We start from the raw sequence: 26,269 nt of genomic DNA on the forward strand, positions 1-26,269 counted from the left end.
TTAACAAATCTTAACCAAACAAACAGCACGATTCTTATTCAAAAACATCAAGGGCGCTTAAAGCGCCCTCACACAGATCAATCACTATATAATAGCACTCAATGCGACGGCGAACTAACCCAGCCCATGCGCTCACCAAGACTATCCGCCAAAGCCCGCACACGTGTACCGATTGCTGCCACCGTTTCAGGCCGCGCCTCCGCAGCCATCATCGAAAGAGCAATACCTGCGGTCGGATGATGAGGACGGTCACAGATCGAAGCGCCAATACAAAACATCCCCTCACGCAACTGACCATCATCAACCGAATAGCCTTTAGCCCTCACCTCAGCCATTTCCGCTTCGAGGTTCCTCAGCGACTGGACACTTGATGGGGTGATTGGATGCGGCCATTCAGAAGGAAGGTGCCGAGCCAGTTCCTGCTCAGACATTGCCGCCAACATTGCCTTGCCCGTTGCAGTAAAGACGGCTGGTACACGCATACCGATGCGGAACGTAATACCAAGCGGCGCGGATGAGTTGCGGCAGGAAAGATAGATGACTTCCGCGCCCTCAAGATGTGAAAGCGTCAATGTATAAGCGCCGAGTTCTTCGGCTTCAGCCACGACATCATGAAAAGCATCGACAATATCGCTGCTTGCCAGAAAGACGTTGGCCCAGCGAACCGACTGCGGCCCCATCGTAAAACATCCGTCGCCATTAAGCTTCAGCAGCTTAAGATGCGTCAATGTCTGGCAAAGGCCGTGAACACTGCTTTTCGGTAGCCCGGTCTTGCGGACGATATCTGATAGCTTCACCCCATCGCGGTACTCGGCGACACAATCAAGAATCTGCGATGCCCGCATAACTGCAGGAACCAGTTTTAGGGAACTTTCTTCATCGAGTATGGTTTTGTCCATATGCCCTCTTTGACCAAGCGACAGGCGAATTGACTTTCGCTCTGTCGGCTGATTTATTCAGTATATCGCATGTCGTTCAATATAATGAACGGCCATCTAGCGCAACATCGGGATGGAATATCAGATATGCTCGCTTTAAAAGACCCCTCACTGCTTAAATCGCAATGCCTCGTTGATGGAAACTGGATAAACGCAGCAGACGGCAAAACGATTGACGTGACCAACCCGGCAGACGGCTCCGTGATTGGCACCGTTCCATCCCTCTCCGTTGCTATTATTAAAGAGACAATCGACGCGTCAAACAAGGCACTTCCGGCATGGGCTGCGAAGACCGCCAAAGAACGCGCCGGAATCCTGCGCAAATGGTTTGATCTGATCGTTGCTAATGCAGACGACATTGCCCTTATCATGACATCGGAACAGGGCAAGCCGCTCACAGAGGCACGTGGCGAAGTTCTTTATGCAGCCTCTTTCATCGAATGGTTCGCAGAAGAAGCCAAACGCGCCTATGGCGATACGATTCCGGCAACACAGCCCGGCCAGCGTTTGACTGTGATCCGTCAGCCAGTCGGTGTGACCGCTGCAATTACGCCATGGAACTTCCCGGCGGCAATGATCACCCGTAAGGCAGCACCCGCACTGGCTGCTGGCTGCACGATGATCGTGCGTCCCGCCGATCTCACCCCGCTAACCGCACTGGCGCTTGGCGTTCTGGCTGAAAAGGCTGGTATTCCTGGAGGCGTTCTCCAGATCGTGACCGGTAAGGCCCGCGAAATCGGTGCCGAACTCACCAGCAACGATATTGTCCGCAAGCTTTCTTTCACCGGCTCGACAGAAGTTGGTCGCCTGCTGATGGCGCAGTGCGCACCGACCATCAAGCGCATCTCGCTTGAACTTGGCGGCAATGCACCTTTCATCGTGTTCGATGATGCAGACATCGATGCCGCTGTGGACGGCGCGATGCTTTCTAAGTATCGCAATGCCGGTCAGACCTGTGTTTGCGCCAATCGCATCTATGTTCAGCGCGGTGTTTACGACAAGTTCGCTGAAAAGCTGGCGGCCAAAGTCAAAGAGCTGAAAGTCGGTAACGGCACCGAGCCGGGTGTCGTCATCGGCCCGATGATCGAAGAAAAAGCCATCACTAAGGTCAAAGCGCATATTGATGACGCTGTGTCCAAAGGCGCAAAGCTCATCGCAGGCGGCAAGGAACTGGGTGGCCTGTTCTTTGAACCGGGCATTCTGACCGGCGTCACCTCGGATATGCTTGTTGCCAAGGAAGAAACCTTTGGCCCGCTCGCACCACTCTTTGCCTTCGACACAGAAGAAGAAGTGATCGCTGCTGCCAACGACACGATCTTCGGTCTGGCTGCCTACTTCTATACTGAGAACTTCAGCCGCGCGATCCGCGTCAGCGAAGGCCTGGAATATGGCATGGTCGGACACAATACCGGCCTGATCTCCAACGAAGTCGCACCATTCGGCGGCGTGAAGCAGTCGGGCCTCGGTCGCGAAGGCTCGAAATATGGCATCGAGGAATATCTCGAAACCAAGTACATCTGCAGCGCCTACAAGCGCTGAAATTACACTTAGCGACATTAAAAGGTGGCATGCATTGTTCGTGCCACCTTTTTTATTTATAGAGAGTGCAAATAATCCCCGAATGTTTGCACCTATAAAAATCCGGAAAAATCATGCTGCGCCGACTCTATGACTGGACGATCTCGCTTGCCGCCCGAAAGTCTGCCGAATATTGGCTCGCTTTCATCGCTTTTGTAGAAAGCTCAGTGTTTCTGGTGCCAGCTGATGTGCTGTTTCTTCCTATGGCGCTCGCACGGCCTGAACGCGCCTATCGCTATGCGCTTGTAGCGACGATCTTTTCCGTTCTTGGCGGCATAGCGGGATGGTATCTCGGCTATCATGCTTATGAACAGGTCGCCAAACCTGTGCTTGAAATGTATGGCAAGCTCGACACGTTTGAGCAAATGCGCGGAACGACCAGCGCAGACATGATTTTGCTGATGCTCATCACATCCGGCCTATCGCATTTGCCGCCAATCAAAGTGGTGACAATTCTTTCAGGTGCAGCGGGCATCAATATCTGGCTGTTTATTGCATCAGCAATCATCGCTCGCGGCGCTCGTTTCTTCTTCCTCGCATGGCTGTTGAAGCGTTATGGCGAGCCGATCCGTCACTTTATCGAAAAGCGCCTCGGCCTGCTGGCTGGCCTAGTAGCGGTCGTGCTAATTGCACTGTTCCTAGCGGTTAAATATCTTCATTTTTGATTTTGCCTCAAGTCAGTCAAATTTAATTGCTTGGAGACAAGGCAGTATTTTGGACTACTGATAAAGCCAGTGTGGCGCAGGAAATTTCATATGGCATTTGCCCTTAACAAACCGGTTGGCAAAACTCAGGCTTGGACCGCAGGCATCATGACAGTAGGCCTTGCCGCAACTGTCGGAACAGCTTTAGGCTTTGAACACCTTGCAGGCTTCATGCCCTGCAAGCTGTGCCTTGAAGAACGCACGCCATATTATTTCGGCGTTCCGGTTCTTGCCGCAGCCTGGATTTCCTACGGATTGAAATGGCTCCCGGTTCTCACGCGCAGCCTGATCCTGATCGGCGCGCTACTCATGACCTTTGGCCTTGCGCTTGCCATTTATCACACCGGTGTCGAACTCAAATACTGGCCGGGCCCGGCTGATTGCAGTGCAGCCACCATGAAGGTCACACTCGATGCAGGCAATTTGCTTGGCGATCTCAACGCGACCCGCCCGCCTGCATGTGACAGCGCGCCGGGCTTCTTCCTCGGCCTGTCATTTGCCGGATGGAACGTCGTTGCAAGCCTGCTCTTTGCAGCGATCGGCTACTACGGCGCTTTTGCAAAAGGTGAGAAGTAAGAGTTGGTTCTGAGGGAGTTTTTCTTTCTTCGCAACACGCTCAGGTACCTTGATCAAAAAGCGGCAGGCCGTGGCGAAAATGGTGATTTTCGAGTACCGAAGCGGAGTGTACTTTTGGGTACATGAGCATCGGAACGCAGACAAATTGCCATTTGCAGACCGGCATGGCGATTTATGGAAAAGATACTAAGGTTCCAGTTCGACATCCCAGTACAGAAAGTCGAGCCAGCTGTAGTGGAGATGGTTGGGGGGGAAAAGACGTCCATTATTGTGCAGATCATGCATTGTGGGCTGAACCGGCTTCTGGCGCGGCCACATATGTGCGCGCGCTGGCATCAAGCCGCCTTTGCGCAAATTGCATGGAGAACAGGCGGCGACCACATTTTCCCACGTCGTCGCACCGCCATGGCAACGCGGGGTAACGTGATCAAAGGTCAGATCATGCGGTGAGCCGCAATACTGACATTCAAACCGATCACGCAGGAACAGATTGAAGCGTGTAAATGCCGGATGGCGCGGCGGCTGCACATAATCCTTGAGGCAAATCACACTCGGCAAGCGCATGGAGAATGTTGGCGATGATACGACATGATCATATTCAGCCACGATATGCACACGTTCAAGAAAAACTGCCTTGATCGCATCCTGCCAAGACCAGAGCGACAATGGATAATAGCTGAGCGGGCGATAATCCGCATTAAGAACCAGAGCAGGCAAACCGCTGCTCGACACCGTTCGGGGAGAGACGGCTACATTCAAGGGCACACCTCCTTCAGAACAATTCCGAAAGAAAAGTGCGATAGCTTTCCATGCGGGATTGCGCTTCTGACGAGAGCGCCGCGCGTCCACCATGGGCGCAACCTACGACGCTCCAACCTTGTAATAGCATTTCCAGCAAAAGTGCGAAGCGGTTTTGCGTAGGATAATGCGTAGAAACAGATGGTTACAGCGGGGCAACCGCTGTAAGGCGGCAGCGCGATAGGCAGGGTACCAAGTTTCTGCGAATCGAAATGCCGTCATTCACCTGATGCGAATAATGTAATCCCGACGTGACAGCATTGTGAAGCAGAAACGCATTTATGCCCCCGGAAACACGCAAGATTTACAGAAGCGGAGCAGCCTCCCGTCCCTTGATCGCAGCGTAATATGCCCAGAACAAACGTGCTGCCACGCCACGCCATGGCGCCCAGTCTTCCGCAAGCAAGCGAAGCGCCTTTGTATCGGGTCTCGTTTCATGCGCAAAAGCGTGACCGACCGCCGTTTGCAACGCCACATCGCCCGCCGGAAACACATCCGGATGACCAGCGGCAAACAGCAGATAGACTTCAGCCGTCCATGGACCGATGCCCTTGATAGCGGTCAGTGTCTTGATCGCTTCTTCGGCAGGCAGATCGCACAGCCCATGCAGATCGATTGCCTCTTCTGCCAAAGCTTCACTCAAAGCAAACAGCGTTCTCTGTTTTGGTCGCGAAAGCCCGGCAAAACGCCATGCCTCTTCCCCGCCTGCAATATAAGCCTCGGGTGTCATCGGATCGATTACCTGCTTGAACCGCGCCCATATTGCTGTCGCACTGGCTGTTGAAACCTGTTGCGCAACGATAATCGAGGCAAGACTTTCAAAGCCCGGCTGAGACCTGCGAAGCGGTACAGCGTGGGACCGACTGCGGATATCTAGCAACCGTGCGTCGGCTGATCCCAGTGCTTCAAGCCCGGCTTCAATATCGTCCAATGTATCGATCCGCCGCATCGTCAAGCCTTTCATTTCGGTGTGGCACAACGTACCAATGCAATCAGATGACAATCAACTGACATGATCATGACCCAGCCTGTATATCGCTTCGCACCGAGCCCCAATGGGCAATTGCATCTTGGCCACGCCTATTCCGCACTTCTCAATGCACAAATGGCGCATACCAGTAATGGGCGCTTTCTCCTTCGCATGGAAGACATCGACACCGCACGCTGCACACCGCAACTCGAACAGGGCATCTATGATGATCTCCGCTGGCTCGGGCTTGAATGGGAACAGCCGGTACGCCGCCAATCGGAGCATTTTGGCGAATATCGCAATGCACTGACCAAGCTTGCCGACAAGGGGCTCGTCTATCCCGCCTTTCTGAGCCGCACCGTGGTGCGCGAGATCATCGGCGAAGCACATGCCAAAGGCCAGGAATGGCCCGCCGACCCTGACGGCACACCGCTTTATCCACAGGGCGAACGAAACTTGAGCGAAACAGAGCAGATGGAGCGCATCGTCTCCGGTGCGCCCTATGCATGGCGGCTCAATATGGAGAAGGCGCTCGAAGTGGCTGGCGAAACGCTTTTCTGGAACGAAAGTGGCACCGGGCCTGTCGAGGCAAATCCTGCGCAATGGGGCGACGTGGTGATTGCCCGCAAGGACACACCGACGAGCTACCATCTTTCCGTCGTGGTGGATGATGCGCTGCAAGGCATCACGCATATTGTTCGCGGACGCGATCTGTTTCATGCAACATCCGTGCATCGGCTTCTACAAAAGCTTCTGGGCCTGCCAGAGCCACTTTATCACCATCATGATCTCGTGCTGGGCGATGACGGTCTGAAACTCTCCAAAAGCCGCAAGGACACAGCACTCACATCGTTGCGTGAACAGGGCTGGACTCCCGACCAGATTAAAAACACCTTGAATTTATGATCGATTTTCGCCGCAGCGTCACAGATGATGTGCCCGCACACCAATTGACGCGAGCGCGAGAAAGCGGTTCAAAGACAGCATGATAGCTGGCGTTGAAAAATGCTGGCGGTATTTTATTTTTAAAGGAGCCGGAGCCATGAAGAATTACGTTGAGATTGAAGGCTTGCGCGTTGCCCCTGAACTGGTTGAATTTCTGGCAAACGAGGCTACACCCGGCACTGGCGTTGAACCCACGAAGTTCTGGCAGGGCTTTGCCGCCATCATCCATGATCTGGCACCCAAAAACCGTGCACTCCTGAAAAAGCGCGACGATCTGCAGGCCAAGATCGATGCCTGGTACAAAGACAATCGCGACAAAGGCTATTCGCAGGCTGATTATCAGCAGTTCCTAAAAGAAATCGGATATCTGCTGCCGGAAGGCGGAGAATTCAAGGTCTCAACAGCCAATGTCGATCCGGAAATCATGCATATTGCAGGACCACAGCTCGTCGTTCCGGTCATGAATGCCCGCTATGCGCTCAATGCCGCCAATGCACGCTGGGGTTCGCTCTATGATGCGCTTTACGGCACCGATGCTATCTCTGAAGATGATGGTGCGGAAAAAGGCAAAAGCTACAACCCAAAGCGCGGCAAAAAAGTTATCGCATGGGCCAAGAATTTTCTCGACGAAAGCGCACCACTGACTTCCGGCAAATGGGCTGATGTGTCAGGCCTTTCCGTCAAGGACGGCAAGTTGGCCATCACACTGACCGACGGCTTTGCTAGCAGCTTGAAAGATGAAAGCCAGTTCAAGGGATATAATGGCGGTGAGAGCGCACCAACCAATGTGCTGCTGGCCAAGAACAACATGCATGTTGATATCGTGATCAATGCGGACAGCCCGATCGGCAAGACCGACCCGGCGCATATCGCAGACATGGTTCTGGAATCGGCCATCAGCACGATTCAGGATTGCGAGGATTCGATTGCAGCAGTCGACGCGGAAGACAAGATTGCCGTCTACCGCAACTGGCTCGGCCTGATGAATGGCAAGCTCGCAGACACATTTGAGAAGGGCGGCAAGCAGATGACGCGCCGCCTCAATGGCGACAGAAGCTACAAAGCGCCCGATGGCTCGGACCTTAGCCTCAAGGGCCGTTCGCTGATGCTCATTCGTAATGTCGGCCACCTGATGACCAATCCAGCGATCATTGATGCCGACGGCCATGAAGTACCGGAAGGTATCATGGATGCAGCTTTCACCAGCCTGATTGCGCTGCATGATATTGGCCCAAATGGTCGCCACATGAATTCGCGCGAAGGCTCGGTCTATATCGTCAAGCCAAAGATGCACGGGCCGGAAGAAGTGGCATTCGCCAATGAAATCTTCACCCGCACCGAAGAGCTGCTCGGCATGAAGCCGAACACGCTGAAAATCGGCATCATGGATGAAGAACGCCGCACCACGGTTAACCTCAAGGAAGCGATCCGCGCTGCCAAGGAACGCGTCGTGTTCATCAATACCGGCTTCCTTGATCGCACCGGCGACGAAATCCATACTTCGATGGAAGCTGGCCCGATGATCCGCAAGGGCGACATGAAGCAGGCTTCATGGATCGGCGCTTATGAACAGTGGAATGTCGATATCGGTCTTGAATGCGGTCTTTCCGGCCATGCGCAGATCGGCAAGGGCATGTGGGCCATGCCGGACCTGATGGCTGCGATGCTGGAACAGAAAATCGCGCATCCGCAGGCTGGTGCGAACACTGCCTGGGTGCCATCGCCAACCGCTGCAACACTTCACGCAACTCATTATCATCAGGTTGATGTAGCTGCGGTTCAGGATAAGCTGAAAAGTCGCCCGCGTGCAAAGCTCGACGATATTCTCTCGGTGCCGGTAGCCAGCCGTCCAAACTGGACACCGGAAGACATCCAGCACGAGATCGACAACAATGCACAGGGCATCCTCGGCTATGTCGTGCGCTGGGTTGATCAGGGCGTTGGCTGCTCGAAAGTGCCGGACATCAATAATGTCGGCCTGATGGAAGATCGCGCAACACTGCGCATTTCAGCACAGCACATTGCGAACTGGCTCTATCATGGCGTGGTGACACAAGATCAGGTTATGGAAACCCTCAAGCGCATGGCAGCCGTCGTGGACAAGCAGAATAAGGGCGATCCGCTTTATCGCCCGATGGCCGCAAATTTTGACAAGTCGATTGCTTTCCAGGCCGCTTGCGATCTGGTCTTCAAGGGCCGCGAACAGCCAAACGGCTATACCGAGCCAGTCCTGCATCGCCGCCGTTTGGAGCTAAAAGCTCAGAGTTAATCAGGAATTATTCGGACAGAAAGAATGCGGCGGGAGAAATCCCGCCGTTTCTGTTTTCGAAATAGCTTGACTCCATTATAATAGATATTAATTCTAAGATAATGGAAAACATGAATGAGCATCTCGACAACGCCATTGGCGAAAATCTGCGCCGCCTGCGCCTTGCGCAAGGTATGACGCTGGATGCGCTTGGTGACGCGTCAGGTGTCAGCCGCGCCATGATCTCGCGGATCGAGCGTGGCGAAACCAGCCCGACCGCACAGCTTCTGGCGCGCATTTGTGCAGCGCTCGGCACATCGCTCTCAGCCTTCTTTGCCGATGCGGAAGCCCCCGCCTCTCCCTTGCTCACGCATGATCGCCAACCAGTCTGGCGTGATCCGGATACGGGCTATATCCGGCGGTCTGTTTCACCACCGGCAATGGGGTCGAATATCGACATGATCGAGGTCGAATTTCCCGCAGGCGCCAGAGTGGCTTTCGCACCACAGGCGGCCAATGCAGGCATCACACAGCATTTGTGGCTCCTGAATGGGCAGATGGAAATCACCGTTGGAGCAACCACCTATCAGCTTCATACCGGCGACTGTCTTTATATGCCGCTCGTTGAAGGCATTACCTTTCATAATCCCGGCACCTCGACCGCACGTTATGCAATCGTGCTCGAGCGCCGCAGCAGTCTCTGAAAGTACAATATGATTCGTGTCCTTAACTACGAAGACGCTGGCTCCTCGCTTCTCCCACTGGCAGAAATCCTGACCGATTGCGTTAATGATGGCGCGTCAGTTGGTTTCATGGCGCCATGTGAATGGCAGGGCTTCATCCCCTACTGGAACCGCGTCTTTAATGAAGTAGAGCGAGGCGATACGGCCCTTCTGGTTGCAGAACATAACGGCGAAATCGTCGGTACGGCTCAGCTTGGTCTTGCTCAAATGCCCAATCAGCCGCATCGTGCAGATCTTAAAAAACTGCTGATCCATCGCAAGGCGCGCGGCCTTGGTCTTGCGCGCAAACTGATGGAAGCCGTTGAAGAAGAAGCACGTAACAAACGCAAGACACTGATCTGCCTCGACACTGCTACCGGCAGTCCGGCGGAAGCAATCTATACCCATCTTGGCTGGGAACGGGTCGGCGTTATCCCGAATTATGCGCTTTATCCTGACGGGAGCCCCTGCGCGACCACACTTTTCTATAAAGGCCTCTGAAATGACCCTCACCATCCGCTTTGCCAACGAAGCTGACCTCCCTGCTCTGCTTGCGATCTATAATGATGCAGTCGAGAACACGCTTGCGATCTGGAACGAAACGCTCGTCGATCTGGAAAACCGTCGCGAATGGCTCAAAGCCCGCAACCGTGACGGCTTTCCGGTTCTGGTGGCCGAACGTGAGGAACAGGTCGTCGGCTATGCGAGTTATGGCCCATTCCGCCCGTTTGAAGGTTTCCGCCACTCATCGGAACTCTCTGTTTATGTGGCAAGCGATGCACGCGGCGGCGGTATCGGACGCGCACTTCTGGCAGAGCTTGTGGAAGAAGCACGCGAGCGTAAAGTCCATGTGCTGGTGGCGGGTATTGAAGCAGGCAACACCGCATCCATCGCGCTCCACAAATCGCAGGGCTTTGAGCAATGCGGCACACTCAAACAGGTCGGCCAAAAATTCGGCCGCTGGCTTGATCTGATCTTCATGCAGAAAATTCTTTGAATATATAAGAATAAGGCCGCTTTCGCGGCCTTATTTTCTTAACTTGTCTGCGAAACAGTACTTCCAGCAGGCAGTTCACCAAGGCCGATCGCCCCTTCGACCTGATCGCCGCGAGCCATCAGATAGAAGCCAAGTGCCGAGGTCAGTACGGCTATGAACACCAGATACCAAGCATGCGCCATTGGGTTGATAGCCAAAAATGACGTCACAAGGATTGGCGTCAGACCGCCAAAAATCGCATAGGAAACATTGTAGGAGAACGACAGGCCCGAAAAGCGCACCGGTGCCGGAAACGCGCGCACCATAACATAAGGAACGGCACCGACCATGCCGACCGAAAGCCCCATAACCGCATAAAGCGCAAAGAGGACAGGCAGCGAAACCGCCGCATAGGTATAGAATACAAAGGTCGCAACACCAAAGAAAATGCCTGCTGCGGCAAAGAACCGACCGCTACCAATGCGATCCACAATTGCGCCGGCGCTGACCGTACCAAACATCAAGAACAATGTGCCAAAGCTTGTCGCCGCCAGTGATTGGAGTGGCGTATAGCCATAAAGCTTTTGCAGGAACGTGGCGGTCATCAGCGTAGTCACAACGATGCCCGCCGACAAGATCCAGGTCAGCAGCATCGAAATAATAACCCCATGCATATGTTCGCGCAGAACCGTACCCAGCGGCAACTTGTCTTTTAGCAGGTGGCTGTTCTTCATCTCGGTGAAAACTGGCGTTTCCGAGAGCCAGCGGCGCAGATAAACCGCAAACAGGCCAAAAATACCGCCAATGAAGAAAGGAATGCGCCATGCATAGGCTGCCACATCTTCCGGTGTGAAAATCCAATTGATAGCGGTCGCAATCAGTGAGCCTATCATGATGCCTAGTGTGAGGCCCGAGCAAAGGAAGCCGCAAGCCATGCCGACACGATTTGCAGGCACATGCTCCGCCACAAATGTCCATGCACCGGGCACTTCACCGCCAATGGCAGCACCCTGCAACATGCGAAAAATAATAAGAAGGATCGGTGCACCGATTCCGAGCGTCGCGTATGTCGGGAGACAAGCCATGGCCAGCGTCGAAATCGACATTAAAAACACCGAGAACGCGAAGACGCGCTTGCGACCAAACTTGTCGCCAAAATGCGCCAGCACAATTCCGCCAATTGGACGCACCAGATAGCCGGCTGCGAAAATGCCAAAAGTCTGGATCAGCACCAGCCACTCCGGCATGTCGGGCGGAAAAAACAGATGACCGATAACGCTCGCAAAAAACACGAAAATGATGAAATCATAAAACTCCAGCGCGCCACCCAATGCCGAAAGGCCAAGGGTGCGGAAATCCTGCCGGTTTAGCGGTCGGGAGTTGGTGCTTGTTTGGGAGTTTGTCGATGCCATCGATTCGTTCTCTTTTGATCGGGTATCCTGAAATGAAGCCTTTTCATTGGGCCGAGGCTTAATGCGCCAATTGCACCGCCGCCGCAAGGCTTGACTTTAGGCTAATTATGTCTATTTTAGAACTATTCTAAATTATGGATTTTTAAGAATGCTGAGCCGTTTTTTTCTCAATCATCGTAAACCTTTCAATTCACTATCAGAACAGGAAATTCTAGCACTCGCTATTTCATCCGAAGAAGATGATGCACGCATCTATCTTGCCTATGCGGATGGGCTGCGTGACGAGTTTCCGCAATCAGCAAAAATATTTGAACAAATGGCAGCGGAAGAACACGAGCATCGCGACGCGCTGATCGAACGCTACCGCACACGCTTTGGCGACCATATTCCGCTGATCCGGCGCGAACATGTCAGCGGATATTTTGAGCGCAAGCCTGACTGGCTCGTGCGCCCGCTCGGTATCGACAAAGTGCGCGAGGCTGCAACGCAAATGGAAGAGCAAGCCTATCGTTTTTATATCGAAGCATCAAAACACGTCACCGATGCACAAACCCGCAAGCTTCTTGGCGATCTGGCGCAGCAGGAAAAGAAGCACGAAGCGACAGCCGAATTACTAGAAGATGAATTAACACCTCATGATGTTCAGGACGGCGAACGGACACTCGAACGCAAGCAGTTTATCCTGACCTATGTGCAGCCAGGACTCGCCGGACTTATGGATGGCTCCGTCTCTACACTTGCGCCCATTTTCGCAGCCGCCTTTGCGACGCAGGATACGTGGCAGACCTTTCTGGTGGGTCTATCCGCGTCAGTGGGCGCCGGTATTTCAATGGGCTTTACGGAAGCTGTGCATGATGATGGTAAATTGTCAGGCCGCGGCTCACCAATCAAACGCGGCATTTCTTGTGGCGTGATGACAACGCTGGGTGGTCTCGGCCATACGCTGCCTTATCTGATCAAGGACTTCTGGACCGCGACAAGCATTGCAGCGATTCTCGTCTTTTTCGAATTATGGGCTATCGCCTTCATACAGAACCGCTATATGGAAACGCCATTTTTCCGGGCAGCCCTTCAGGTCGTGTTCGGCGGCGCACTGGTTCTGGCAGTCGGTATATTGATCGGCAGTGCTTAAACTGCCACCGCATCTTGTGGCAGCGAAACTGGCCCATCAAAAACATCAATGGCAATGCGCCCCTGCCTGGAAACAGTAACAAAACTGTTTGCCGGGACGGACATCCAGTTTGCGACCTCCCCATCAAGCGGCTCCGAAACCACGCAAATGCCAGAAGCGCTGCCGAGCGTTGCCGTATAAAGTGTGGGCGCAAAAGCATCGGTTGCATAGCGTATCGCGTAAAGCTGATTGCCGTCGGAGAAGGCTGCCGTCAGGCGCAAGAATGGCGGCACGCCAACACACACGGCATCTTCCACGATTGTCGAAACCATGCGCTTCATGGCCAGAACAGGATCACTATCAAGGCCAAATTCCAGCATCAGAAGAAAGATCAGTTCCGAATCCGTTGCACCATGTTTCTGCGCATAGACCGCGTCGCTCAGATGGCTTTCAAGCCTGCGGCGCAAGCGGTCGAAATTGCCGATCTGTCCGTTATGCATGAAGCTCCAGCGACCTGAAACGAAGGGATGGCAATTGGAGCGACTGGTCAACCCGCCGGTTGAAGCCCGCACATGCGCAAGAAAAAGGCGCGACCTGATCTGCCGCGCCAGACTGCGCAAATTCTGATCCGACCAAGCCGGCAGAATATCCCGATAAAGCCCCGGCTCGCCGCGATCGCCATACCAGGCAACACCAAAACCATCGCCATTGGTGCGGGTTTTGGCTTCATGCGCATCGTGGCTTTGCGCCACGAGCGAATGACAGGGAGACGAAATAATGTCTTCCAGATAAGTCTCAGGTCCGAGATAGGCTGCCCATCGACACATATTTGATCCGGAAATTACCGGCCCCGGTTGTGCGTCCGCTCATAAAGCTGGCGAACGACTGTGCTCGCAGTCTTCTCGAACAAAAATGGCAAAATTGCATGGATCAGCGCTGCAAAAGCCGCACCAAAAAGCTTGAATGAAAAACGACCCGCAAAGGCCATATGCTGAAAATAGGTTTCATCGACCGATTCAGGGTGCTCGGTAAAAAGGCGCGTAATACGTGTTGTCATTGGAAATACTCCCGTCAATGAGTAATTTGTTCCCGTTTTTGAGGCACCAAAGCGCCTTACTGGAAAATCATTTTAGCAAAGCCACGTGAGATGAAATCTCAATTTGTCCTTGAAAAATGAGATTTTATGAGACAATCATCCCAACATGAAACTCTCATTGGATGAAATTGATCGCAAAATCTTGGGTGAGCTGCAAATTGACGGCACTTTGTCAGTTGATTCTTTGTCCGAGCGTGTGCACCTTTCGCGCAATGCCTGCTGGCGACGCGTCAAGCGCATGGAAGATGATGGGATCATCAAGGCACGCGTGGCACTAGTAGACGCAGAGGTGGCAGGCTGCGGCCTCTCCGTTTTCATTTTGGTGCGCACATCAAGCCATGATCCGGACTGGCTCGGTAAGTTTCGCTCGGCCATGGCACGCTTTCCAGAAATCGTCGGCGTTTATCGCATGACCGGAGATCTTGACTATGTTCTCAAAGCACGTGTCGCCGATGTCAAAGCCTATGACCGGCTCTATCAGCGGCTCATTGCAAGCGTGCCGCTGTCGGATGTATCCGCTTCTTTCGTGATGGAAGAAATCAAAGAAACCACCGCCGTCCCACTGGATCGCGGTTGAACTACCGTTCAGAGTGCATCTCATGGTGTAAAAGCATGACCCTGTGCAGCACTATCATTGCAAAACGTCAAATAGGCTGTACACCTTTGATGCAATTTCACGTATGAGCATCGCCAAATTAGCATTTCCAGCAAAAGTGCGTGAGCCTTTTGCATAGGATAATGCGGAAAACAAATAATTAGAGCGTTTCTTATGATGCAATCAAAACAGGAAACGCTCTAACTTTTCGCACGAAAGGCTCCGTCATGACCGTACCAACGCTCGGCATTATTCGCCTCGAACATGCAGAAGGCCTTGAACTCCCAGCTTATGAAACATCTGGCTCTGCTGGCATGGATCTTCGTGCCGCTGTTGCCGAAGATCGTCAGATCGTACTTTTGCCGGGCCGCCGCACTTTGGTTCCAACTGGCCTCATCTTCGAAATCCCCGAAGGCTACGAAGTGCAAATCCGCCCACGCTCGGGCCTCGCCTTCAAGCATGGCATCACCTGCCTCAATACGCCAGGAACAATCGATTCAGATTATCGCGGCGAAGTGAAAGTGCTGCTGGTTAATCTTGGCGACGATGATTTCCGCATTGAACGCGGTATGCGCATCGCACAGGCCGTCTTTGCTCCGGTCGTTCAGCCGAAAATCGAAGAGCGCACCGAGATCAGCGAAACCAAACGCGGCGCAGGCGGCTTCGGTTCAACCGGAACGGCCTGATCAGTTCGACACAGTGATGATGACAAAAAGCCGGGGCAAACCCGGCTTTTCTTTTGTCTTCAATGTCTGGATATTAACCACGGCCTTTAGGACTATTGGGCGCATGACAAATATTTAAGATGAATTCTGGAGTAGGGAGACATAGATAACCATTCAAGACTGTTTTGATATTGATTTTCAGGGGTTGCAGGGTGCTCAAATCCAACGATTCACTTGCCACAGCTTCAAAGGCAAAGCGCTCGAAACGCGCTCGCAGCCGTCTTTGGGTTTTGGTGCCACTCGCTGTGATCATGCTAGGCGCTGGCTGGTACTTTCTAAGCACCCGCGATACCGGCAGCCAGCAAAGCGCTTATCTGGCTGAAACCGTGGAACGCGGGAATATCGAAAACTCCATCACTGCCGTTGGCAAATTGAGCGCACTGCGCAGCATCAATGTCGGCGCACAGGTTTCAGGCCAGCTAAAAACTGTCAAGGTCGAGGTTGGCGATCAGGTTAAACAGAACGATCTGATTGCGGAAATCGACCCCTCCCCTTTCGAAAAGAAAGTGGAAATCGCGAGCGCTCAACTCGATAATCTCAAAGCGCAATTGTTAAACAAGCAGGCACAGCTAACACTGAAAAAATCCAACGCGGCCCGCCAGCGTACTTTGCTCGCCACGCGCAACGCATCGCAATCGACAATCGATCAGGCCGATGCAGACCTTGCCATGGCCGACGCAGACGTAAAAGCCTTAAACGCGCAAATCCGCCAGCAAGAAGCACAGCTTTCGAGCGACAAAGTCGATCTCGGCTACACCAAGATATACAGCCCCATGGTTGGCACGGTCGTTGATCAGGCGGCCAAGGAAGGCGAAACGCTCAACGCAGTTCAAAGTGCGCCAACAGTTGTCACCGTTGCGGACCTTCAGGTCATGACCGTTGAAGCACAGGTTTCAGAAGCCGACATCAGCAAGCTCACGCCCGGCATGCCGGTCTATTTCACGCTGCTTGGTCAGCCCGACAAGCGCTTCACCGGCACATTGCGCCAGATCAAGCCGACACCACAGACCGACAACAATGTCGTTCTTTATTATGCGCTGTTCGATGTTCCAAACCCAACCGGCGAACTGATGATTAATATGAGCGCACAGGTCTATTTCGTCATTGATCAGGCCGATAATGTGCTGATTGTCCCAACCGCAGCGCTTCATACAAAGCGCGAAGGTTCAGAAAAGCAGCAAACAACGGTTCAGGTTGTCGATCAGAACGGTTCGGTGGCAGAGCGCAGCGTTGAAGTCGGTGTTCGCAACCGCGTACAGGCCGAAATCAAAAGCGGCCTTGAACAAGGCGACAAGGTCGTCGTCACCTCAGCATCGGATACCGCAGGCTCAGGTCAGCGCGGTCGCAGGCCCGGCGGCATGTTCTTCTGATGGAACCAGTCATGAACGACACGCCGCTCATCCGATTGCAGGATATTCGCAAGACCTATCACAATGGCGACCTTGCGGTCGAAGTACTGCATGGCATTACGCTGGATATTCGCGCCGGTGAGTTTGTCGCCATCAAAGGTGCTTCCGGTTCAGGCAAATCGACGCTCATGAATATTCTAGGCTGCCTAGACAGTCCGAGCGGCGGCGAATATTGGTTGGACGGCGAAGATGTATCGACACTGGATGCCGATGAACTGGCCGCTCTGCGCCGCCGGACTTTCGGCTTCGTGTTTCAGAGCTATAATCTCATTGCCACTTCGACCGCGCAGGAAAATGTCGAAGTTCCGGCGATCTATGCCGGGGTGCCCGCAGCCGAACGCCATGAGCGTGCTGCCGAGCTTCTGAATTCGCTTAAACTTGGCGATCGGCTGGATCATCGCCCCAACCAACTTTCCGGTGGTCAGCAGCAGCGCGTCTCGATTGCCCGCGCGCTGATGAATGGCGGACGCATTATTCTGGCAGATGAGCCGACAGGCGCGCTCGATAGCCAGAGCGGCGAAGACGTCATGGCGCTGCTGCGCTCCATGCATGAACAGGGCCATACGATCATCGTCATTACCCATGCCCGCGAAGTTGCAGAACGCGCGGACCGGCTGATCGAGATTCGCGACGGCCAAATCCTGTCCGACACGGTAACGCGTGAAATGCCGGATAGCGATGCGCCCCAGCAGCTGCAACAAATAACGGCAAATAATGCCGCAGGCATGGCCGATATTTCAGAAGCGGTGAAAATGGCAATGCGTGCCTTGCGCGCCAATATCTTCCGCACAGTGCTGACTTTGCTCGGCATCATCATTGGTGTGAGTTCGGTCGTCACCATGCTTGCGATTGGCACCGGCGCACAGAATTCGATCCTTGATCGTATCAATGCGATGGGCACAGATCTCATACTCATCCGGCCATCCATGCCGGGCTTCCGCGGTTCAGGCTCTGTAGCAACACTTATCCCCGAAGATGCAGATGCTATCCTCCAATTACCCAATGTAAAATCTGCGGTGCCGGAAGTGACGGGCAGCGTGACGCTAAGACGTGGAAATGTCGATTATCAGTCGCAGGCCAATGGAACGGTTCCCGCTTTCTCGACGGCAAAATCCTGGAAAATCGAAAGCGGCGATTTCATTACAGACTATGACATGGACAGCTATGCGCCTGTTGCAGTCATTGGAAAAACAATCGAAAAAACGCTGTTTCCAGATGGGTCAAATCCGATTGGACAATATATTCTGATCCAGAAAATTCCGTTTCAGGTGATCGGCACGATGGAGACGAAAGGTGCAGGCTTTGGCGGCTCTGATCAAGACGATGTTGTAATCGTGCCGCTTTCAACGGGCAATCTGCGACTGTTCGGCCAGAAATATGTCCGCACCATCACGGTTCAGGTGAAGGATTCGGATCTTATCAACACCACACAGGATCAGATTCAGGACTTGCTCGACCAGCGACACAAGCAGCGCGATACGATGATCAACAACATGTCGTCCATTCGCGACGATGCTGCGGCCATGGGCTCGACGCTAACGGTGTTTCTCGGGTCGGTTGCAGCAATCTCACTTCTGGTTGGCGGCATTGGCGTGATGAATATCATGCTTGTGAGCGTCACCGAACGCACACGCGAGATTGGTGTTCGTATGGCAACGGGTGCACGCCGACGTGATATTCTTCTGCAATTCATCACCGAAGCTCTGACCGTCTCGGCAATCGGTGGTGCTATCGGCGTGGTTGTCGGTTTGGGCGCTGCAACTCTTGCAGGTCTGGCCGGATTGACAATCGGCTATAGTGCAGGCCCGGTTCTGCTGGCTTTTGCCTGTGCCTTTGCCACTGGTCTTGTATTTGGCTTCCTGCCAGCCCGCAAAGCTTCACGGCTGCTTCCCGCCGTTGCGCTTTCATCGGAATAAAAAAATCGCACATCAAAAAAAGCCGACCCGTTTTCACGGGTCGGTTTTATTATTTCGATCAATTGTCGACGCCTATTTGAACTGGATTGGCACCGTGATCGGCATACGCGGCTTAGCAATCGCTGCTGGAGGAGCAGGCACAGGCGAAGAATTGCGTGTGGCCTGTACTGCTAATTCATCAACAGTCGGGTTGCCCGATGAGCGTGCCAGTTTCACCGAGAGAATATTTCCCGACTGATCAACAACAAACGCAACCTGTGCGGTTCCTTTGACGCCTCTGCCAGCCTGACGCTGCAAAGAACGCGTTCGACGCAGCAGATGCGAATAAAGCTTGGATTGCCACTTATTGGAACTGACACCAGCAGAGGCATTGTTATCGCCACGGCGATTAGCAACAGCCTTGGAACCCGAATCCACATCCATACGTGGCGCACTCGCCTCACGCGTTTCGGGAGCCTTTTCCGCCTTCTTAGGCTTCGGCTTTTCGACTTTCTTGACCGGCTTTGGCTTTTCTACCTTCGGCTTCTTTTCCTTAGGCTTCTCAATCTTTGGCTCTGGCTTTTCAACAGGAGCAGGGACTGCAACTTCTGGCTTCGGTGCTTCGACAATATCAGGAATGACTTCTTCCGGTTCTTCGATAACTTCAGGCTCAGGTTCCGGTTCTGGTTCCTTGATTTCTTCCACAACAGGTTCCGGTTGAGGCTCTTCAACAGGCTCTGCAGCCGTCTCCTGCTGTGGTGCTTCAGAGACCATTTCTTCCATCGGAGCTTCCGGCTCAGGCGCAAACTCCACCACCATCGCGGCAACTTGCGCGCCATCCGGCTGATCTTCGTCCTGATTCAGGCTCACCGCATAAGCACCCGCGGCATGTACACTTAAGACAATAATCCCCGCACCGATCCAACGCCCTGCATCATGCCAAAAGGAATGATGATGGCTATCCATCGATGCCACATTTTTAATTGGGGGATGTTCGGGCGGCAGTCTGTCCATTTATTCAGCTCCCTGACCAGCCGGTGCCGATTCTGGCCCTAGTGTCGATGCGGGCACTGAACCATCAGCAGCAGGAGCGGCACCCACTGTTTCAAGACCAACCAGCGCAATCTTGAGATAACCCGCTTCACGCAGCAGGTTCATTACACGCATCAATTCGCCATAGCCAACAGCCTTGTCAGCACGCAGAAACACGCGCGCGTCCTTGTTCTGCTCGGATACACCGTCAAGCTTCGGGCCAAGCCCTTCGCGCGCAACCACGTCGTTACCAACGTTAATCGAGAGGTCTTCCTTAAGCGTCACATAGATCGGTTTATCCGGGCGCGGCGCAGGCGTTGCACTCGACGCAGGCAGATCCACATTGATATCAACGGTTGCGAGCGGTGCTGCAACCATGAAGATGATCAGCAGAACCAGCATAACGTCGATGAACGGCGTCACGTTGATTTCGTGGTTCAGTTCCAGATCGTCTCCACCGCCTTCGCGAACTTTGCCAGCCATGATACTACTCCGCTGCGTGCAGCGCGCCTTCACGCACGCCGGCTGTTCTAAAGTCGAGATCACGGCTCACAAGACGCTCAACACCTGCCGAAGCATCGGCAAGCAGCGAACGATAGCCAGTGATCGCACGGGCAAAAACGTTATAAATCACTACCGCAGGAATAGCGGCGACGAGGCCGATCGCCGTGGCAAGCAGCGCTTCCGCAATACCGGGAGCAACGACGGCAAGGTTGGTCGTCTGTGCCTGACTGATGCCGATAAATGAATTCATGATGCCCCACACGGTGCCGAACAGACCGACAAAGGGCGCAACCGAACCAATGGTTGCGAGAATGCCGGTACCTTTTGAAAGGCGGCGCCCAGCTTTTGCTTCAATGCGCGACAGTCGCGAAGTGACACGTTCCTTAAGCCCTTCGCCACCGGCACGCGCCAATGCAGGACCGGACAGGCGAACTTCATCTTCGGCAGCGCGCACCAGAATAGAGGCTGGCCCCTTTGCACCCTCAAGAGAACGGACGGCTTCGGACAATGTCGCCGAATGACCGATGACCTTCAATGCGCGCTTGGCGCGGCTGCGTGCGCCCGCCAGTTCAAGCGATTTCGCAATCCAGATTGTCCAGGTTAAAAGCGATGCGATAGCAAGACCAATCATCACGCCTTTCACCACCCAGTCGGCAGCCATGAACATGCCCCATGGTGAAAGGTCATGCGGCAAGACAAAAGCAGGCGTTGCCTCGGTCGCGATCACGGGCTCAGCTATGACAGGTTCAGCGGTTGGCTGCTCGACAGGCTGTGCTGCCGGTGCCGGACTAGTCGCGGCTGGCTCGCTTACAGCAGGCGCAGGAGGAGCTGGCAATGGGCTTGTTGCAGCCGGATTATTGGTCGCAGGCGGAGTTGCCTCCTGTGCAGATGCAGAACCCGCAAATGCCAGCAGCCCCATGCCCATTGCTGCGGCCATGAAGCCCTTTCGCCAGAAACCAGTCATTTTGATCGCCTTTTGATTGTTCAGGTCCGAGCGCGCATGACAGGTTGATCATGCAGACTGCCACGCCGCTTGAGGCCTTTTCTTAACTCTCATTAACATGATGATGCAAGTCATGTTTTGAAAATGCAGCTATTTTTAAGCCCCAACAAAAAAATCGCAAAAAAGGAGGAACCAATAATCACGCAATCGCTTATCCGGTTGACACTTGCATAAAACCTTCAAATCAGGCGTGATATGCTGGAATGGACAGCCCAAGCATTCCTACATATCGCGAAGGACTGCAGGGAATTCGGGAGGAAACGCTCATGATGCTTAAAGACATTCAGGCGCTTGAAAACGCTGCTCGTATGGCTATGGCTGGTAACGACGATCCATTGCCTATACAGGCCCAATCTTTAAAGCCATCCTATTACGGCGGACTGGCTTTTTTAATTGTTGTTTGTGCAGGCTATCTCTTTTTCGCTTAAGGCTAAGCGCGTCTGCCACAGGTGATTCCACCGATATTTACCATGACTTGCAGATAGTCATGGATTGAGTTGCTGACTTACGCCTTAGCATGCAACCATTGGGCCTCAACAACGTTATCCCGGTCGAGCAACACGTGTTGCAGACCAGTTATCGAACAGGAGGCCTGAAATGGCGCGCGGAGCAACCAATACGACCAAGATCGAGGAAAAGATCGAAGAAGCGTTGACGGATTCGACAACCGACGATCTTCAGTCTCAGGTCGAACAACTTAAAGAAGACATTGCCGCGATCGCTGCAACGCTCGCAAATCTCGGATCCCAGAGCGTCCGCGACGCAAAGCGGACGGCCAAAGAAACCTATAGAAGCGCTTATATTCAGGGCGAAGACGTTGTCGACGATCTGAAGAACAAGGCCCAGGACGTCGAGGCCCAGTTGACTGAAACTGTTCGTGCCCGACCGATTGCTTCGCTCGCCACAGCAGTTGGCGTTGGCTATCTGCTAGCCCTTCTCTCGCGCCGCTGATACGCGCCATGCTGAAACTTCTGGCGCCAGTCGTTGCATCCCTTGCTGGTGATGAGCTTAAGCTCCTCACCGGTCGAGCCAAACGTGCAGCAATCTTTGGAGCGATAATCGCGGTCTTCGGTCTGATTGCCGTTGTATTTCTTTGCGTCGCAGCTTTCCTCGCTTTGGCCGAAAATTATGGTGGCCCGATTGCGGCGCTTATCCTTGCGGGGCTTTCGCTCATCATTGCGCTGCTTATTCTTGCCGTTTTGAAAATTCAGGCGGCAGCAGAAGAAAAAAAACGCAAACAGCGCATAGCGGCTGATAAATCGGCATTGATGGCAACGGCTGCAATCGCAACGGTTCCTTCTATTCTGAAACGTCCGATTCTTGCAGTTGCATTGCCACTGGCAGGTATTGCGCTTGTAAGCCTGCTTTCAGACAAGAAAAAACGTTGATCAAACGGTACTGGCAGCTCCCGATAGAACGTTGGGGGCTGTTATAAATTGCTAAGCCTGGCTTTCCTGATCGACATCCGCATGTGCCAGTGACGACAGGCGAACGATCACCCGCGTGCCGGAACCATCCGCACATGTTGCATAGACTGGCTTTTCACCAAACTGCATGCAAAGCTGCTCGACAACCAGTGTACCCAAGCCATTCTGCTCTTTGGTGCTATCTGTATCATTCCCCTGCCAGCCAATACCGTTATCTTCCACAATCAGTGCTGGCTTTCCGCTTTCATGGTCGGTTTTGAAGCTGACAGAAATCTCGCCGCCCTGCCGACCCTTGAAAGCATGCTTAATCGCATTGGTGATGAGTTCGCCTAAAATAATACCGATTGTCGTGACATCGCGTGATTTGAGATCGAGCGGCTCAAAATCTGTTTTAAAAATAATTTGGCGTTCATCAGCGATTCCCTCGCGAATATCCTCAATGACCGTCTCCAGAAATTCGTCAATGCGCGTCGATTCCATATCCTCGCCGAGACGCAGCCTGCGATGTGCTGTTGAAACTGTTTGTACGCGATCCCGCGCCGCAGTTAGGGCCGCGCGCGCTTCTTCGCTACGCGTCTGTCTCAATTGCAATCCCAGCAGCGAAGAAACAGTGGCCAGCGAATTGCCGATGCGGTGATTGGAATCCTGTAAAAGTATCTCAACACGATTGCGTTCCCGTTCAGCGATAGCTCGTTCATTTTCCAGTTCAGCAGTACGCTCCTGCACACGATGTTCCAGAAGCTCTTTCTGCGATAACAATGCCGACTGCCCCTCAAACAGCAGACGTGCGGAACGTTGAACACGCGAAAACAGTAAGAAACCCAGCATGACGGCAGAAGCGAGCGCAACAATAGAGGTCGCCGTTAACAAAGAACGCATTCGATCAATATTGGCGTTCCGCTGTGCAAGTTCTTGTCCCTCGGTGGCAACAAACTGCGCTACAGTTGCCGCCAGCTGATCCCTGAGATTTTTACCTTCGTTACTGCGCAATTGTGCAGTCGCTTCGCTAATTTTGCCTTGCTTAGCCAAATTCAGCGTTTCACGAACATCGTTCTGCCCGCGCTCAACCAATGATTGGAGTTCGATCACCCTCGCATGTTGCTGAGGGTTATTTTCAGTCATGAGGGCAAGGTTGGAGAGCGTCCCGTCAATATTGGCAATCGACTGCTCGTAACGATTAAGATAGTCTTGGTCCAGCGTGAGAAGATACCCGCGACGGCTCATCTCGATATTATACGCAATGCGCGTAACCCTGTTGACCTGCTCGCGCAGCTCAAAGTTTCTCGAAATATCGACAACCTGCTTGTTGACCCCATAAGAGAGAAACAGCGTTATCAAGGCCGATAACAAAACAAGACTAAGCGACACGATGAAAGCAATCGGGCGCATCGAAGTTTTGAGAGGGCGATTTGAAAATGCTGATGACAACGGTAAATCCACAATAATTCATAGTGACTAGAGCATATCCAGCAAAAGTGCGTGGGCTTTTTGCGTCGGATAATGCGTAAAAGAAAAAGAAAGAGCCGTTCCAACGATTCCATTTAACAGGACGCGCTCCAACCAGCACAAAAGACTCCTCGGATCTTTCGTACTGAACTCACAAGCAAATATTAATAGAACGTAATCTTCAAGTGGGAAAGCGTGCGTTCCAAAAGTCGGAACCGCATTCGCGGGGAAATCAGTCCACTTGACTGACTTCTGCTCCCGCTACTCTGATATGAAAGACATGCGTAAAAATCGAAAGCTTCAGGCAAAGCTTCTCAGTGTTGCACGGGATGAATTTGCATCCGGCCCATAGTCTGCATCACCTTCAATTTGCAGTATTTCCTGAAGACGTGTACGCGCGCGACTGACCCGGCTTTTTATTGTGCCGACAGCACATCCGCAAATTTCAGCCGCTTCTTCATAGGCAAACCCTGATGCACCGATCAAAATGATTGCTTCACGCTGATCGTCAGGCAATTGTTCGAGTGCTGCCTTGAAATCTTGTAAATCAAGCATGCCATACTGCGAGGGATGCACAGCGAGTTGTTCACTGAATACACCATCCGTATCCTGAACCTCACGGCCACGCTTTCGCATCTGGGTGTAGAATTCATTGCGCAGGATGGTGAACAGCCAAGCCTTAATGTTAGTCCCCAGTTCGAAGGACTCCTGCTTTGCCCAGGCTTTCATAATCGTATCCTGAACAAGATCGTCAGCACGATCATGCTGGCCGATCAACGATACCGCAAACGCACGCAAACTCGGCAGAGACGCCAGAAGCTCACGCTTGAATTGCGCCAACTCCTCAGCCGACGGAACCGATGCTGTGCTCACGCGTACTCTCCTGTTCAGCCTGATCGAGTTTTTCCAATAGATCGAGAAAACGATCTGGAATTGTCTCGTCTTGTATAGAGGTATAAAGCGCCTTGAGTTTGAGGCCGACTTCACAGTTCGGCCCCAAAATGTCCCTTCGGACGCGCCCGTCGAACCGCACTTCGGTCCCGTTCGCTTGAGGGTTTTTCTTCTCTGTCATCTCTTATTCAATCCAGGCATCTAGCCGTGTTTCAATATCATCATGCTATTACTCAGTAGTCTAAATGCAGCTGATCTGAAAAAGTTCCCTTCATTTTTTCATTTGTACGGAACTTTTCTCAATCTGCGACGTTTGAGTACCATTATGCCGTGTTCTATAGCATTACCAAGAGACTGTTAGCTCGAATGGCTAATGTAAAAAAACAAAAATCGCGGCAGCGAGGAGTCTAAGAACCATGACGTTATCGACGCGTATTGCGCCGCACCTTCCCTATCTTCGCCGTTTTTCGCGCGCCTTGACCGGCTCGCAGGCATCAGGCGATGCCTATGTGGCAGCGACATTGGAAGCCCTGATCGCGGACATCAGCATTTTCCCGCCATCGTCAGCCGACCGGATCGCGCTGTATCGCCTGTTCTGTAATCTTTACAAAACGGCCTCTGTCGAAATTCCAGAACTTGCTTCTGAGTTTGCGTGGGAAAAACAGGCGGCTCGCAATCTTTCCTACATTTCGCCTCTGCCCAGACAAGCGTTTTTGCTGGTCGCTGTTGAAGGCTTCAACGATAAGGAAGCTGCGGAAATTCTCGAAATTGACGATCATGAATTTGGTCGCGTTTTGACATCGGCTTCAACGGAAATTTCCAAGCAGGTTGCGACCCGCATCATGATCATCGAAGATGAACCTCTCATCGCGATGGACATTGAGCAGATGGTTGAAAGCCTAGGCCACGAAGTCGTTGGAATTGCACGCACGAAAGATGAGGCGCTCGCTCTTTATAAAAAAGAAAAGCCTCGCATGGTGCTAGCAGATATTCAGCTCGCGGACGGAAGCTCCGGCATTGATGCTGTTAACGAAATTTTGCAGGATGGTACGATACCTGTGATCTTCATCACTGCTTTCCCCGAGCGGCTTTTGACCGGCGAGCGGCCTGAACCGACTTTCCTTGTAACCAAACCGTTCAACCCGGACATGGTCAAGGCGCTCATTAGTCAGGCACTGTTCTTTGAAGAAGCCGCTCAGGTAGCAGCCTGAGGCAAAAGTCATCGCGCAAATTAACTCCCTCGCAAAGAACGATTCGTTGCGGGGGCG

Annotated in this window: 29 protein-coding genes; 17 read left to right on the top strand and 12 right to left on the bottom strand. The window is 53.0% G+C overall.

Features of this window, described 5'->3' with window-relative positions; all coding sequences use genetic code 11:
* Positions 1-98 precede the first annotated feature (98 nt).
* Complete coding sequence (locus tag CEV31_RS02990) at positions 99-899, bottom strand: IclR family transcriptional regulator (RefSeq protein ID WP_094505421.1); 801 nt, start codon at positions 897-899, stop codon at positions 99-101.
* A gap of 126 nt (positions 900-1,025) precedes the next feature.
* Between CEV31_RS02990 and CEV31_RS02995 the strand changes: the two genes are divergently transcribed.
* The 3 genes from CEV31_RS02995 (at position 1,026) to CEV31_RS03005 (ending at position 3,796) form a co-directional block, all read left to right on the top strand.
* Positions 1,026-2,477, top strand: coding sequence for an NAD-dependent succinate-semialdehyde dehydrogenase (locus CEV31_RS02995; RefSeq protein ID WP_094505422.1), 1,452 nt, complete (start codon positions 1,026-1,028; stop codon positions 2,475-2,477).
* A 113-nt stretch (positions 2,478-2,590) separates the two neighbouring features.
* Entirely contained in the window at positions 2,591-3,181 is a 591-nt protein-coding gene (locus CEV31_RS03000) for a YqaA family protein (RefSeq protein ID WP_094505423.1), read from the top strand.
* Between the two features lie 90 nt (positions 3,182-3,271).
* Positions 3,272-3,796 (top strand): disulfide bond formation protein B, encoded by a 525-nt coding sequence (locus CEV31_RS03005; RefSeq protein ID WP_094505424.1) that lies wholly within the window; start codon positions 3,272-3,274, stop codon positions 3,794-3,796.
* Between the two features lie 186 nt (positions 3,797-3,982).
* On the opposite strand, the gene CEV31_RS03010 is transcribed toward CEV31_RS03005, so the two are convergent.
* Both CEV31_RS03010 and CEV31_RS03015 read right to left on the bottom strand, forming a co-directional pair.
* Positions 3,983-4,555, bottom strand: coding sequence for an HNH endonuclease (locus CEV31_RS03010; RefSeq protein WP_094505595.1), 573 nt, complete (start codon positions 4,553-4,555; stop codon positions 3,983-3,985).
* 343 nt (positions 4,556-4,898) lie between these two features.
* Positions 4,899-5,543: a DNA-3-methyladenine glycosylase family protein gene (locus CEV31_RS03015; protein WP_094505597.1), complete on the bottom strand. Its 645-nt coding sequence runs from the start codon at positions 5,541-5,543 to the stop codon at positions 4,899-4,901.
* A gap of 69 nt (positions 5,544-5,612) precedes the next feature.
* On the opposite strand from CEV31_RS03015, the gene gluQRS reads away from it, so the two are divergent.
* The 5 genes from gluQRS to CEV31_RS03040 all read left to right on the top strand — a co-directional run bounded on the left by gluQRS (position 5,613) and on the right by CEV31_RS03040 (position 10,476).
* Positions 5,613-6,470: a tRNA glutamyl-Q(34) synthetase GluQRS gene (gluQRS, locus tag CEV31_RS03020; RefSeq protein WP_094505596.1), complete on the top strand. Its 858-nt coding sequence runs from the start codon at positions 5,613-5,615 to the stop codon at positions 6,468-6,470.
* A 136-nt stretch (positions 6,471-6,606) separates the two neighbouring features.
* On the top strand, positions 6,607-8,778 hold the full coding sequence (locus CEV31_RS03025) for a malate synthase G (RefSeq protein WP_094505598.1): 2,172 nt from the start codon (positions 6,607-6,609) through the stop codon (positions 8,776-8,778).
* A 110-nt stretch (positions 8,779-8,888) separates the two neighbouring features.
* The gene (locus CEV31_RS03030; protein WP_094505599.1) at positions 8,889-9,461 is read left to right on the top strand and encodes a helix-turn-helix domain-containing protein; all 573 of its coding nucleotides are present in this window, start codon (positions 8,889-8,891) and stop codon (positions 9,459-9,461) included.
* 9 nt (positions 9,462-9,470) lie between these two features.
* The gene (locus CEV31_RS03035; protein ID WP_094505425.1) at positions 9,471-9,980 is read left to right on the top strand and encodes a GNAT family N-acetyltransferase; all 510 of its coding nucleotides are present in this window, start codon (positions 9,471-9,473) and stop codon (positions 9,978-9,980) included.
* Between the two features lies 1 nt (position 9,981).
* Positions 9,982-10,476: a GNAT family N-acetyltransferase gene (locus CEV31_RS03040; RefSeq protein WP_094505426.1), complete on the top strand. Its 495-nt coding sequence runs from the start codon at positions 9,982-9,984 to the stop codon at positions 10,474-10,476.
* Positions 10,477-10,514: 38 nt separating this feature from the next.
* On the opposite strand, the gene CEV31_RS03045 is transcribed toward CEV31_RS03040, so the two are convergent.
* Entirely contained in the window at positions 10,515-11,867 is a 1,353-nt protein-coding gene (locus CEV31_RS03045) for an MFS transporter (protein ID WP_094505427.1), read from the bottom strand.
* A 148-nt stretch (positions 11,868-12,015) separates the two neighbouring features.
* On the opposite strand from CEV31_RS03045, the gene mbfA reads away from it, so the two are divergent.
* Complete coding sequence (gene mbfA, locus CEV31_RS03050; protein ID WP_094505428.1) at positions 12,016-12,999, top strand: iron exporter MbfA; 984 nt, start codon at positions 12,016-12,018, stop codon at positions 12,997-12,999.
* Here the strand turns inward: mbfA and CEV31_RS03055 are convergent.
* Both CEV31_RS03055 and CEV31_RS03060 read right to left on the bottom strand, forming a co-directional pair.
* Positions 12,996-13,805, bottom strand: a complete 810-nt coding sequence (locus CEV31_RS03055; protein ID WP_094505429.1) for a class II glutamine amidotransferase — start codon at positions 13,803-13,805, stop codon at positions 12,996-12,998. The genes mbfA and CEV31_RS03055 overlap by 4 nt on opposite strands.
* 14 nt (positions 13,806-13,819) lie before the next feature.
* On the bottom strand, positions 13,820-14,035 hold the full coding sequence (locus CEV31_RS03060) for a DUF6356 family protein (RefSeq protein WP_094505430.1): 216 nt from the start codon (positions 14,033-14,035) through the stop codon (positions 13,820-13,822).
* Between the two features lie 145 nt (positions 14,036-14,180).
* On the opposite strand from CEV31_RS03060, the gene CEV31_RS03065 reads away from it, so the two are divergent.
* From CEV31_RS03065 to CEV31_RS03080, 4 genes are all read left to right on the top strand, one after another.
* Positions 14,181-14,651, top strand: coding sequence for an Lrp/AsnC family transcriptional regulator (locus CEV31_RS03065; protein ID WP_094505431.1), 471 nt, complete (start codon positions 14,181-14,183; stop codon positions 14,649-14,651).
* Between the two features lie 245 nt (positions 14,652-14,896).
* Entirely contained in the window at positions 14,897-15,355 is a 459-nt protein-coding gene (dut, locus tag CEV31_RS03070) for a dUTP diphosphatase (protein ID WP_094505432.1), read from the top strand.
* Positions 15,356-15,546: 191 nt separating this feature from the next.
* The gene (locus CEV31_RS03075; protein ID WP_094505433.1) at positions 15,547-16,764 is read left to right on the top strand and encodes an efflux RND transporter periplasmic adaptor subunit; all 1,218 of its coding nucleotides are present in this window, start codon (positions 15,547-15,549) and stop codon (positions 16,762-16,764) included.
* An 11-nt stretch (positions 16,765-16,775) separates the two neighbouring features.
* Positions 16,776-18,719, top strand: a complete 1,944-nt coding sequence (locus CEV31_RS03080; protein WP_094505600.1) for a MacB family efflux pump subunit — start codon at positions 16,776-16,778, stop codon at positions 18,717-18,719.
* 72 nt (positions 18,720-18,791) lie between these two features.
* Here CEV31_RS03080 and CEV31_RS03085 read toward each other — a convergent pair whose 3' ends face one another.
* The 3 genes from CEV31_RS03085 to exbB are packed head-to-tail and all read right to left on the bottom strand — an operon-like array spanning position 18,792 to position 21,198.
* Positions 18,792-19,712 (bottom strand): energy transducer TonB family protein, encoded by a 921-nt coding sequence (locus CEV31_RS03085; RefSeq protein ID WP_094505434.1) that lies wholly within the window; start codon positions 19,710-19,712, stop codon positions 18,792-18,794.
* The gene (gene exbD, locus CEV31_RS03090; protein ID WP_094505435.1) at positions 19,713-20,213 is read right to left on the bottom strand and encodes a TonB system transport protein ExbD; all 501 of its coding nucleotides are present in this window, start codon (positions 20,211-20,213) and stop codon (positions 19,713-19,715) included.
* Positions 20,214-20,217: 4 nt separating this feature from the next.
* Complete coding sequence (gene exbB, locus CEV31_RS03095) at positions 20,218-21,198, bottom strand: tonB-system energizer ExbB (protein WP_094505436.1); 981 nt, start codon at positions 21,196-21,198, stop codon at positions 20,218-20,220.
* Positions 21,199-21,503: 305 nt separating this feature from the next.
* Here exbB and CEV31_RS21025 point away from each other — a divergent pair, with 305 nt between their 5' ends.
* From CEV31_RS21025 to CEV31_RS03110, 3 genes are all read left to right on the top strand, one after another.
* A complete protein-coding gene (locus CEV31_RS21025; protein ID WP_169717303.1) occupies positions 21,504-21,665 on the top strand; it encodes a hypothetical protein in 162 nt (53 codons plus the stop codon).
* Between the two features lie 169 nt (positions 21,666-21,834).
* Complete coding sequence (locus tag CEV31_RS03105) at positions 21,835-22,188, top strand: DUF883 family protein (protein ID WP_094505438.1); 354 nt, start codon at positions 21,835-21,837, stop codon at positions 22,186-22,188.
* A gap of 8 nt (positions 22,189-22,196) precedes the next feature.
* Positions 22,197-22,625 carry a phage holin family protein gene (locus tag CEV31_RS03110; protein WP_094505439.1) on the top strand — a complete coding sequence of 143 codons (429 nt, stop codon included), beginning with the start codon at positions 22,197-22,199 and terminating at the stop codon, positions 22,623-22,625.
* 51 nt (positions 22,626-22,676) lie between these two features.
* Here CEV31_RS03110 and CEV31_RS03115 read toward each other — a convergent pair whose 3' ends face one another.
* The 3 genes from CEV31_RS03115 to CEV31_RS03125 form a co-directional block, all read right to left on the bottom strand.
* A complete protein-coding gene (locus CEV31_RS03115; protein ID WP_094505440.1) occupies positions 22,677-24,092 on the bottom strand; it encodes a sensor histidine kinase in 1,416 nt (471 codons plus the stop codon).
* 318 nt (positions 24,093-24,410) lie between these two features.
* Entirely contained in the window at positions 24,411-24,983 is a 573-nt protein-coding gene (locus tag CEV31_RS03120; protein WP_094505441.1) for an RNA polymerase sigma factor, read from the bottom strand.
* On the bottom strand, positions 24,955-25,182 hold the full coding sequence (locus CEV31_RS03125; protein ID WP_094505442.1) for a NepR family anti-sigma factor: 228 nt from the start codon (positions 25,180-25,182) through the stop codon (positions 24,955-24,957). Before CEV31_RS03125 ends, CEV31_RS03120 begins: the two co-directional genes overlap by 29 nt.
* A 235-nt stretch (positions 25,183-25,417) precedes the next feature.
* Here CEV31_RS03125 and CEV31_RS03130 point away from each other — a divergent pair, with 235 nt between their 5' ends.
* On the top strand, positions 25,418-26,212 hold the full coding sequence (locus CEV31_RS03130) for a response regulator (RefSeq protein WP_094505443.1): 795 nt from the start codon (positions 25,418-25,420) through the stop codon (positions 26,210-26,212).
* Positions 26,213-26,269: the final 57 nt, after the last annotated feature.

This window comes from Brucella thiophenivorans, from assembly GCF_002252445.1.
In the GTDB taxonomy this organism is placed as follows: Bacteria; Pseudomonadota; Alphaproteobacteria; order Rhizobiales; family Rhizobiaceae; genus Brucella; species Brucella thiophenivorans.

Excerpts from the sequence above, each read along its gene's own strand:
- CEV31_RS02990 (WP_094505421.1), bottom strand. The coding sequence starts at position 899 with ATGGACAAAACCATACTCGATGAAGAAAGTTCCCTAAAACTGGTTCCT.
- CEV31_RS02995 (WP_094505422.1), top strand. The coding sequence starts at position 1,026 with ATGCTCGCTTTAAAAGACCCCTCACTGCTTAAATCGCAATGCCTCGTT.
- CEV31_RS03000 (WP_094505423.1), top strand. The coding sequence starts at position 2,591 with ATGCTGCGCCGACTCTATGACTGGACGATCTCGCTTGCCGCCCGAAAG.
- CEV31_RS03005 (WP_094505424.1), top strand. The coding sequence starts at position 3,272 with ATGGCATTTGCCCTTAACAAACCGGTTGGCAAAACTCAGGCTTGGACC.
- CEV31_RS03015 (WP_094505597.1), bottom strand. The coding sequence starts at position 5,543 with ATGCGGCGGATCGATACATTGGACGATATTGAAGCCGGGCTTGAAGCA.
- gluQRS (WP_094505596.1), top strand. The coding sequence starts at position 5,613 with ATGACCCAGCCTGTATATCGCTTCGCACCGAGCCCCAATGGGCAATTG.
- CEV31_RS03025 (WP_094505598.1), top strand. The coding sequence starts at position 6,607 with ATGAAGAATTACGTTGAGATTGAAGGCTTGCGCGTTGCCCCTGAACTG.
- CEV31_RS03030 (WP_094505599.1), top strand. The coding sequence starts at position 8,889 with ATGAATGAGCATCTCGACAACGCCATTGGCGAAAATCTGCGCCGCCTG.
- CEV31_RS03035 (WP_094505425.1), top strand. The coding sequence starts at position 9,471 with ATGATTCGTGTCCTTAACTACGAAGACGCTGGCTCCTCGCTTCTCCCA.
- CEV31_RS03040 (WP_094505426.1), top strand. The coding sequence starts at position 9,982 with ATGACCCTCACCATCCGCTTTGCCAACGAAGCTGACCTCCCTGCTCTG.
- CEV31_RS03045 (WP_094505427.1), bottom strand. The coding sequence starts at position 11,867 with ATGGCATCGACAAACTCCCAAACAAGCACCAACTCCCGACCGCTAAAC.
- mbfA (WP_094505428.1), top strand. The coding sequence starts at position 12,016 with ATGCTGAGCCGTTTTTTTCTCAATCATCGTAAACCTTTCAATTCACTA.
- CEV31_RS03055 (WP_094505429.1), bottom strand. The coding sequence starts at position 13,805 with ATGTGTCGATGGGCAGCCTATCTCGGACCTGAGACTTATCTGGAAGAC.
- CEV31_RS03060 (WP_094505430.1), bottom strand. The coding sequence starts at position 14,035 with ATGACAACACGTATTACGCGCCTTTTTACCGAGCACCCTGAATCGGTC.
- CEV31_RS03065 (WP_094505431.1), top strand. The coding sequence starts at position 14,181 with ATGAAACTCTCATTGGATGAAATTGATCGCAAAATCTTGGGTGAGCTG.
- dut (WP_094505432.1), top strand. The coding sequence starts at position 14,897 with ATGACCGTACCAACGCTCGGCATTATTCGCCTCGAACATGCAGAAGGC.
- CEV31_RS03080 (WP_094505600.1), top strand. The coding sequence starts at position 16,776 with ATGAACGACACGCCGCTCATCCGATTGCAGGATATTCGCAAGACCTAT.
- CEV31_RS03085 (WP_094505434.1), bottom strand. The coding sequence starts at position 19,712 with ATGGACAGACTGCCGCCCGAACATCCCCCAATTAAAAATGTGGCATCG.
- exbD (WP_094505435.1), bottom strand. The coding sequence starts at position 20,213 with ATGGCTGGCAAAGTTCGCGAAGGCGGTGGAGACGATCTGGAACTGAAC.
- exbB (WP_094505436.1), bottom strand. The coding sequence starts at position 21,198 with ATGACTGGTTTCTGGCGAAAGGGCTTCATGGCCGCAGCAATGGGCATG.
- CEV31_RS21025 (WP_169717303.1), top strand. The coding sequence starts at position 21,504 with ATGATGCTTAAAGACATTCAGGCGCTTGAAAACGCTGCTCGTATGGCT.
- CEV31_RS03105 (WP_094505438.1), top strand. The coding sequence starts at position 21,835 with ATGGCGCGCGGAGCAACCAATACGACCAAGATCGAGGAAAAGATCGAA.
- CEV31_RS03110 (WP_094505439.1), top strand. The coding sequence starts at position 22,197 with ATGCTGAAACTTCTGGCGCCAGTCGTTGCATCCCTTGCTGGTGATGAG.
- CEV31_RS03125 (WP_094505442.1), bottom strand. The coding sequence starts at position 25,182 with ATGACAGAGAAGAAAAACCCTCAAGCGAACGGGACCGAAGTGCGGTTC.
- CEV31_RS03130 (WP_094505443.1), top strand. The coding sequence starts at position 25,418 with ATGACGTTATCGACGCGTATTGCGCCGCACCTTCCCTATCTTCGCCGT.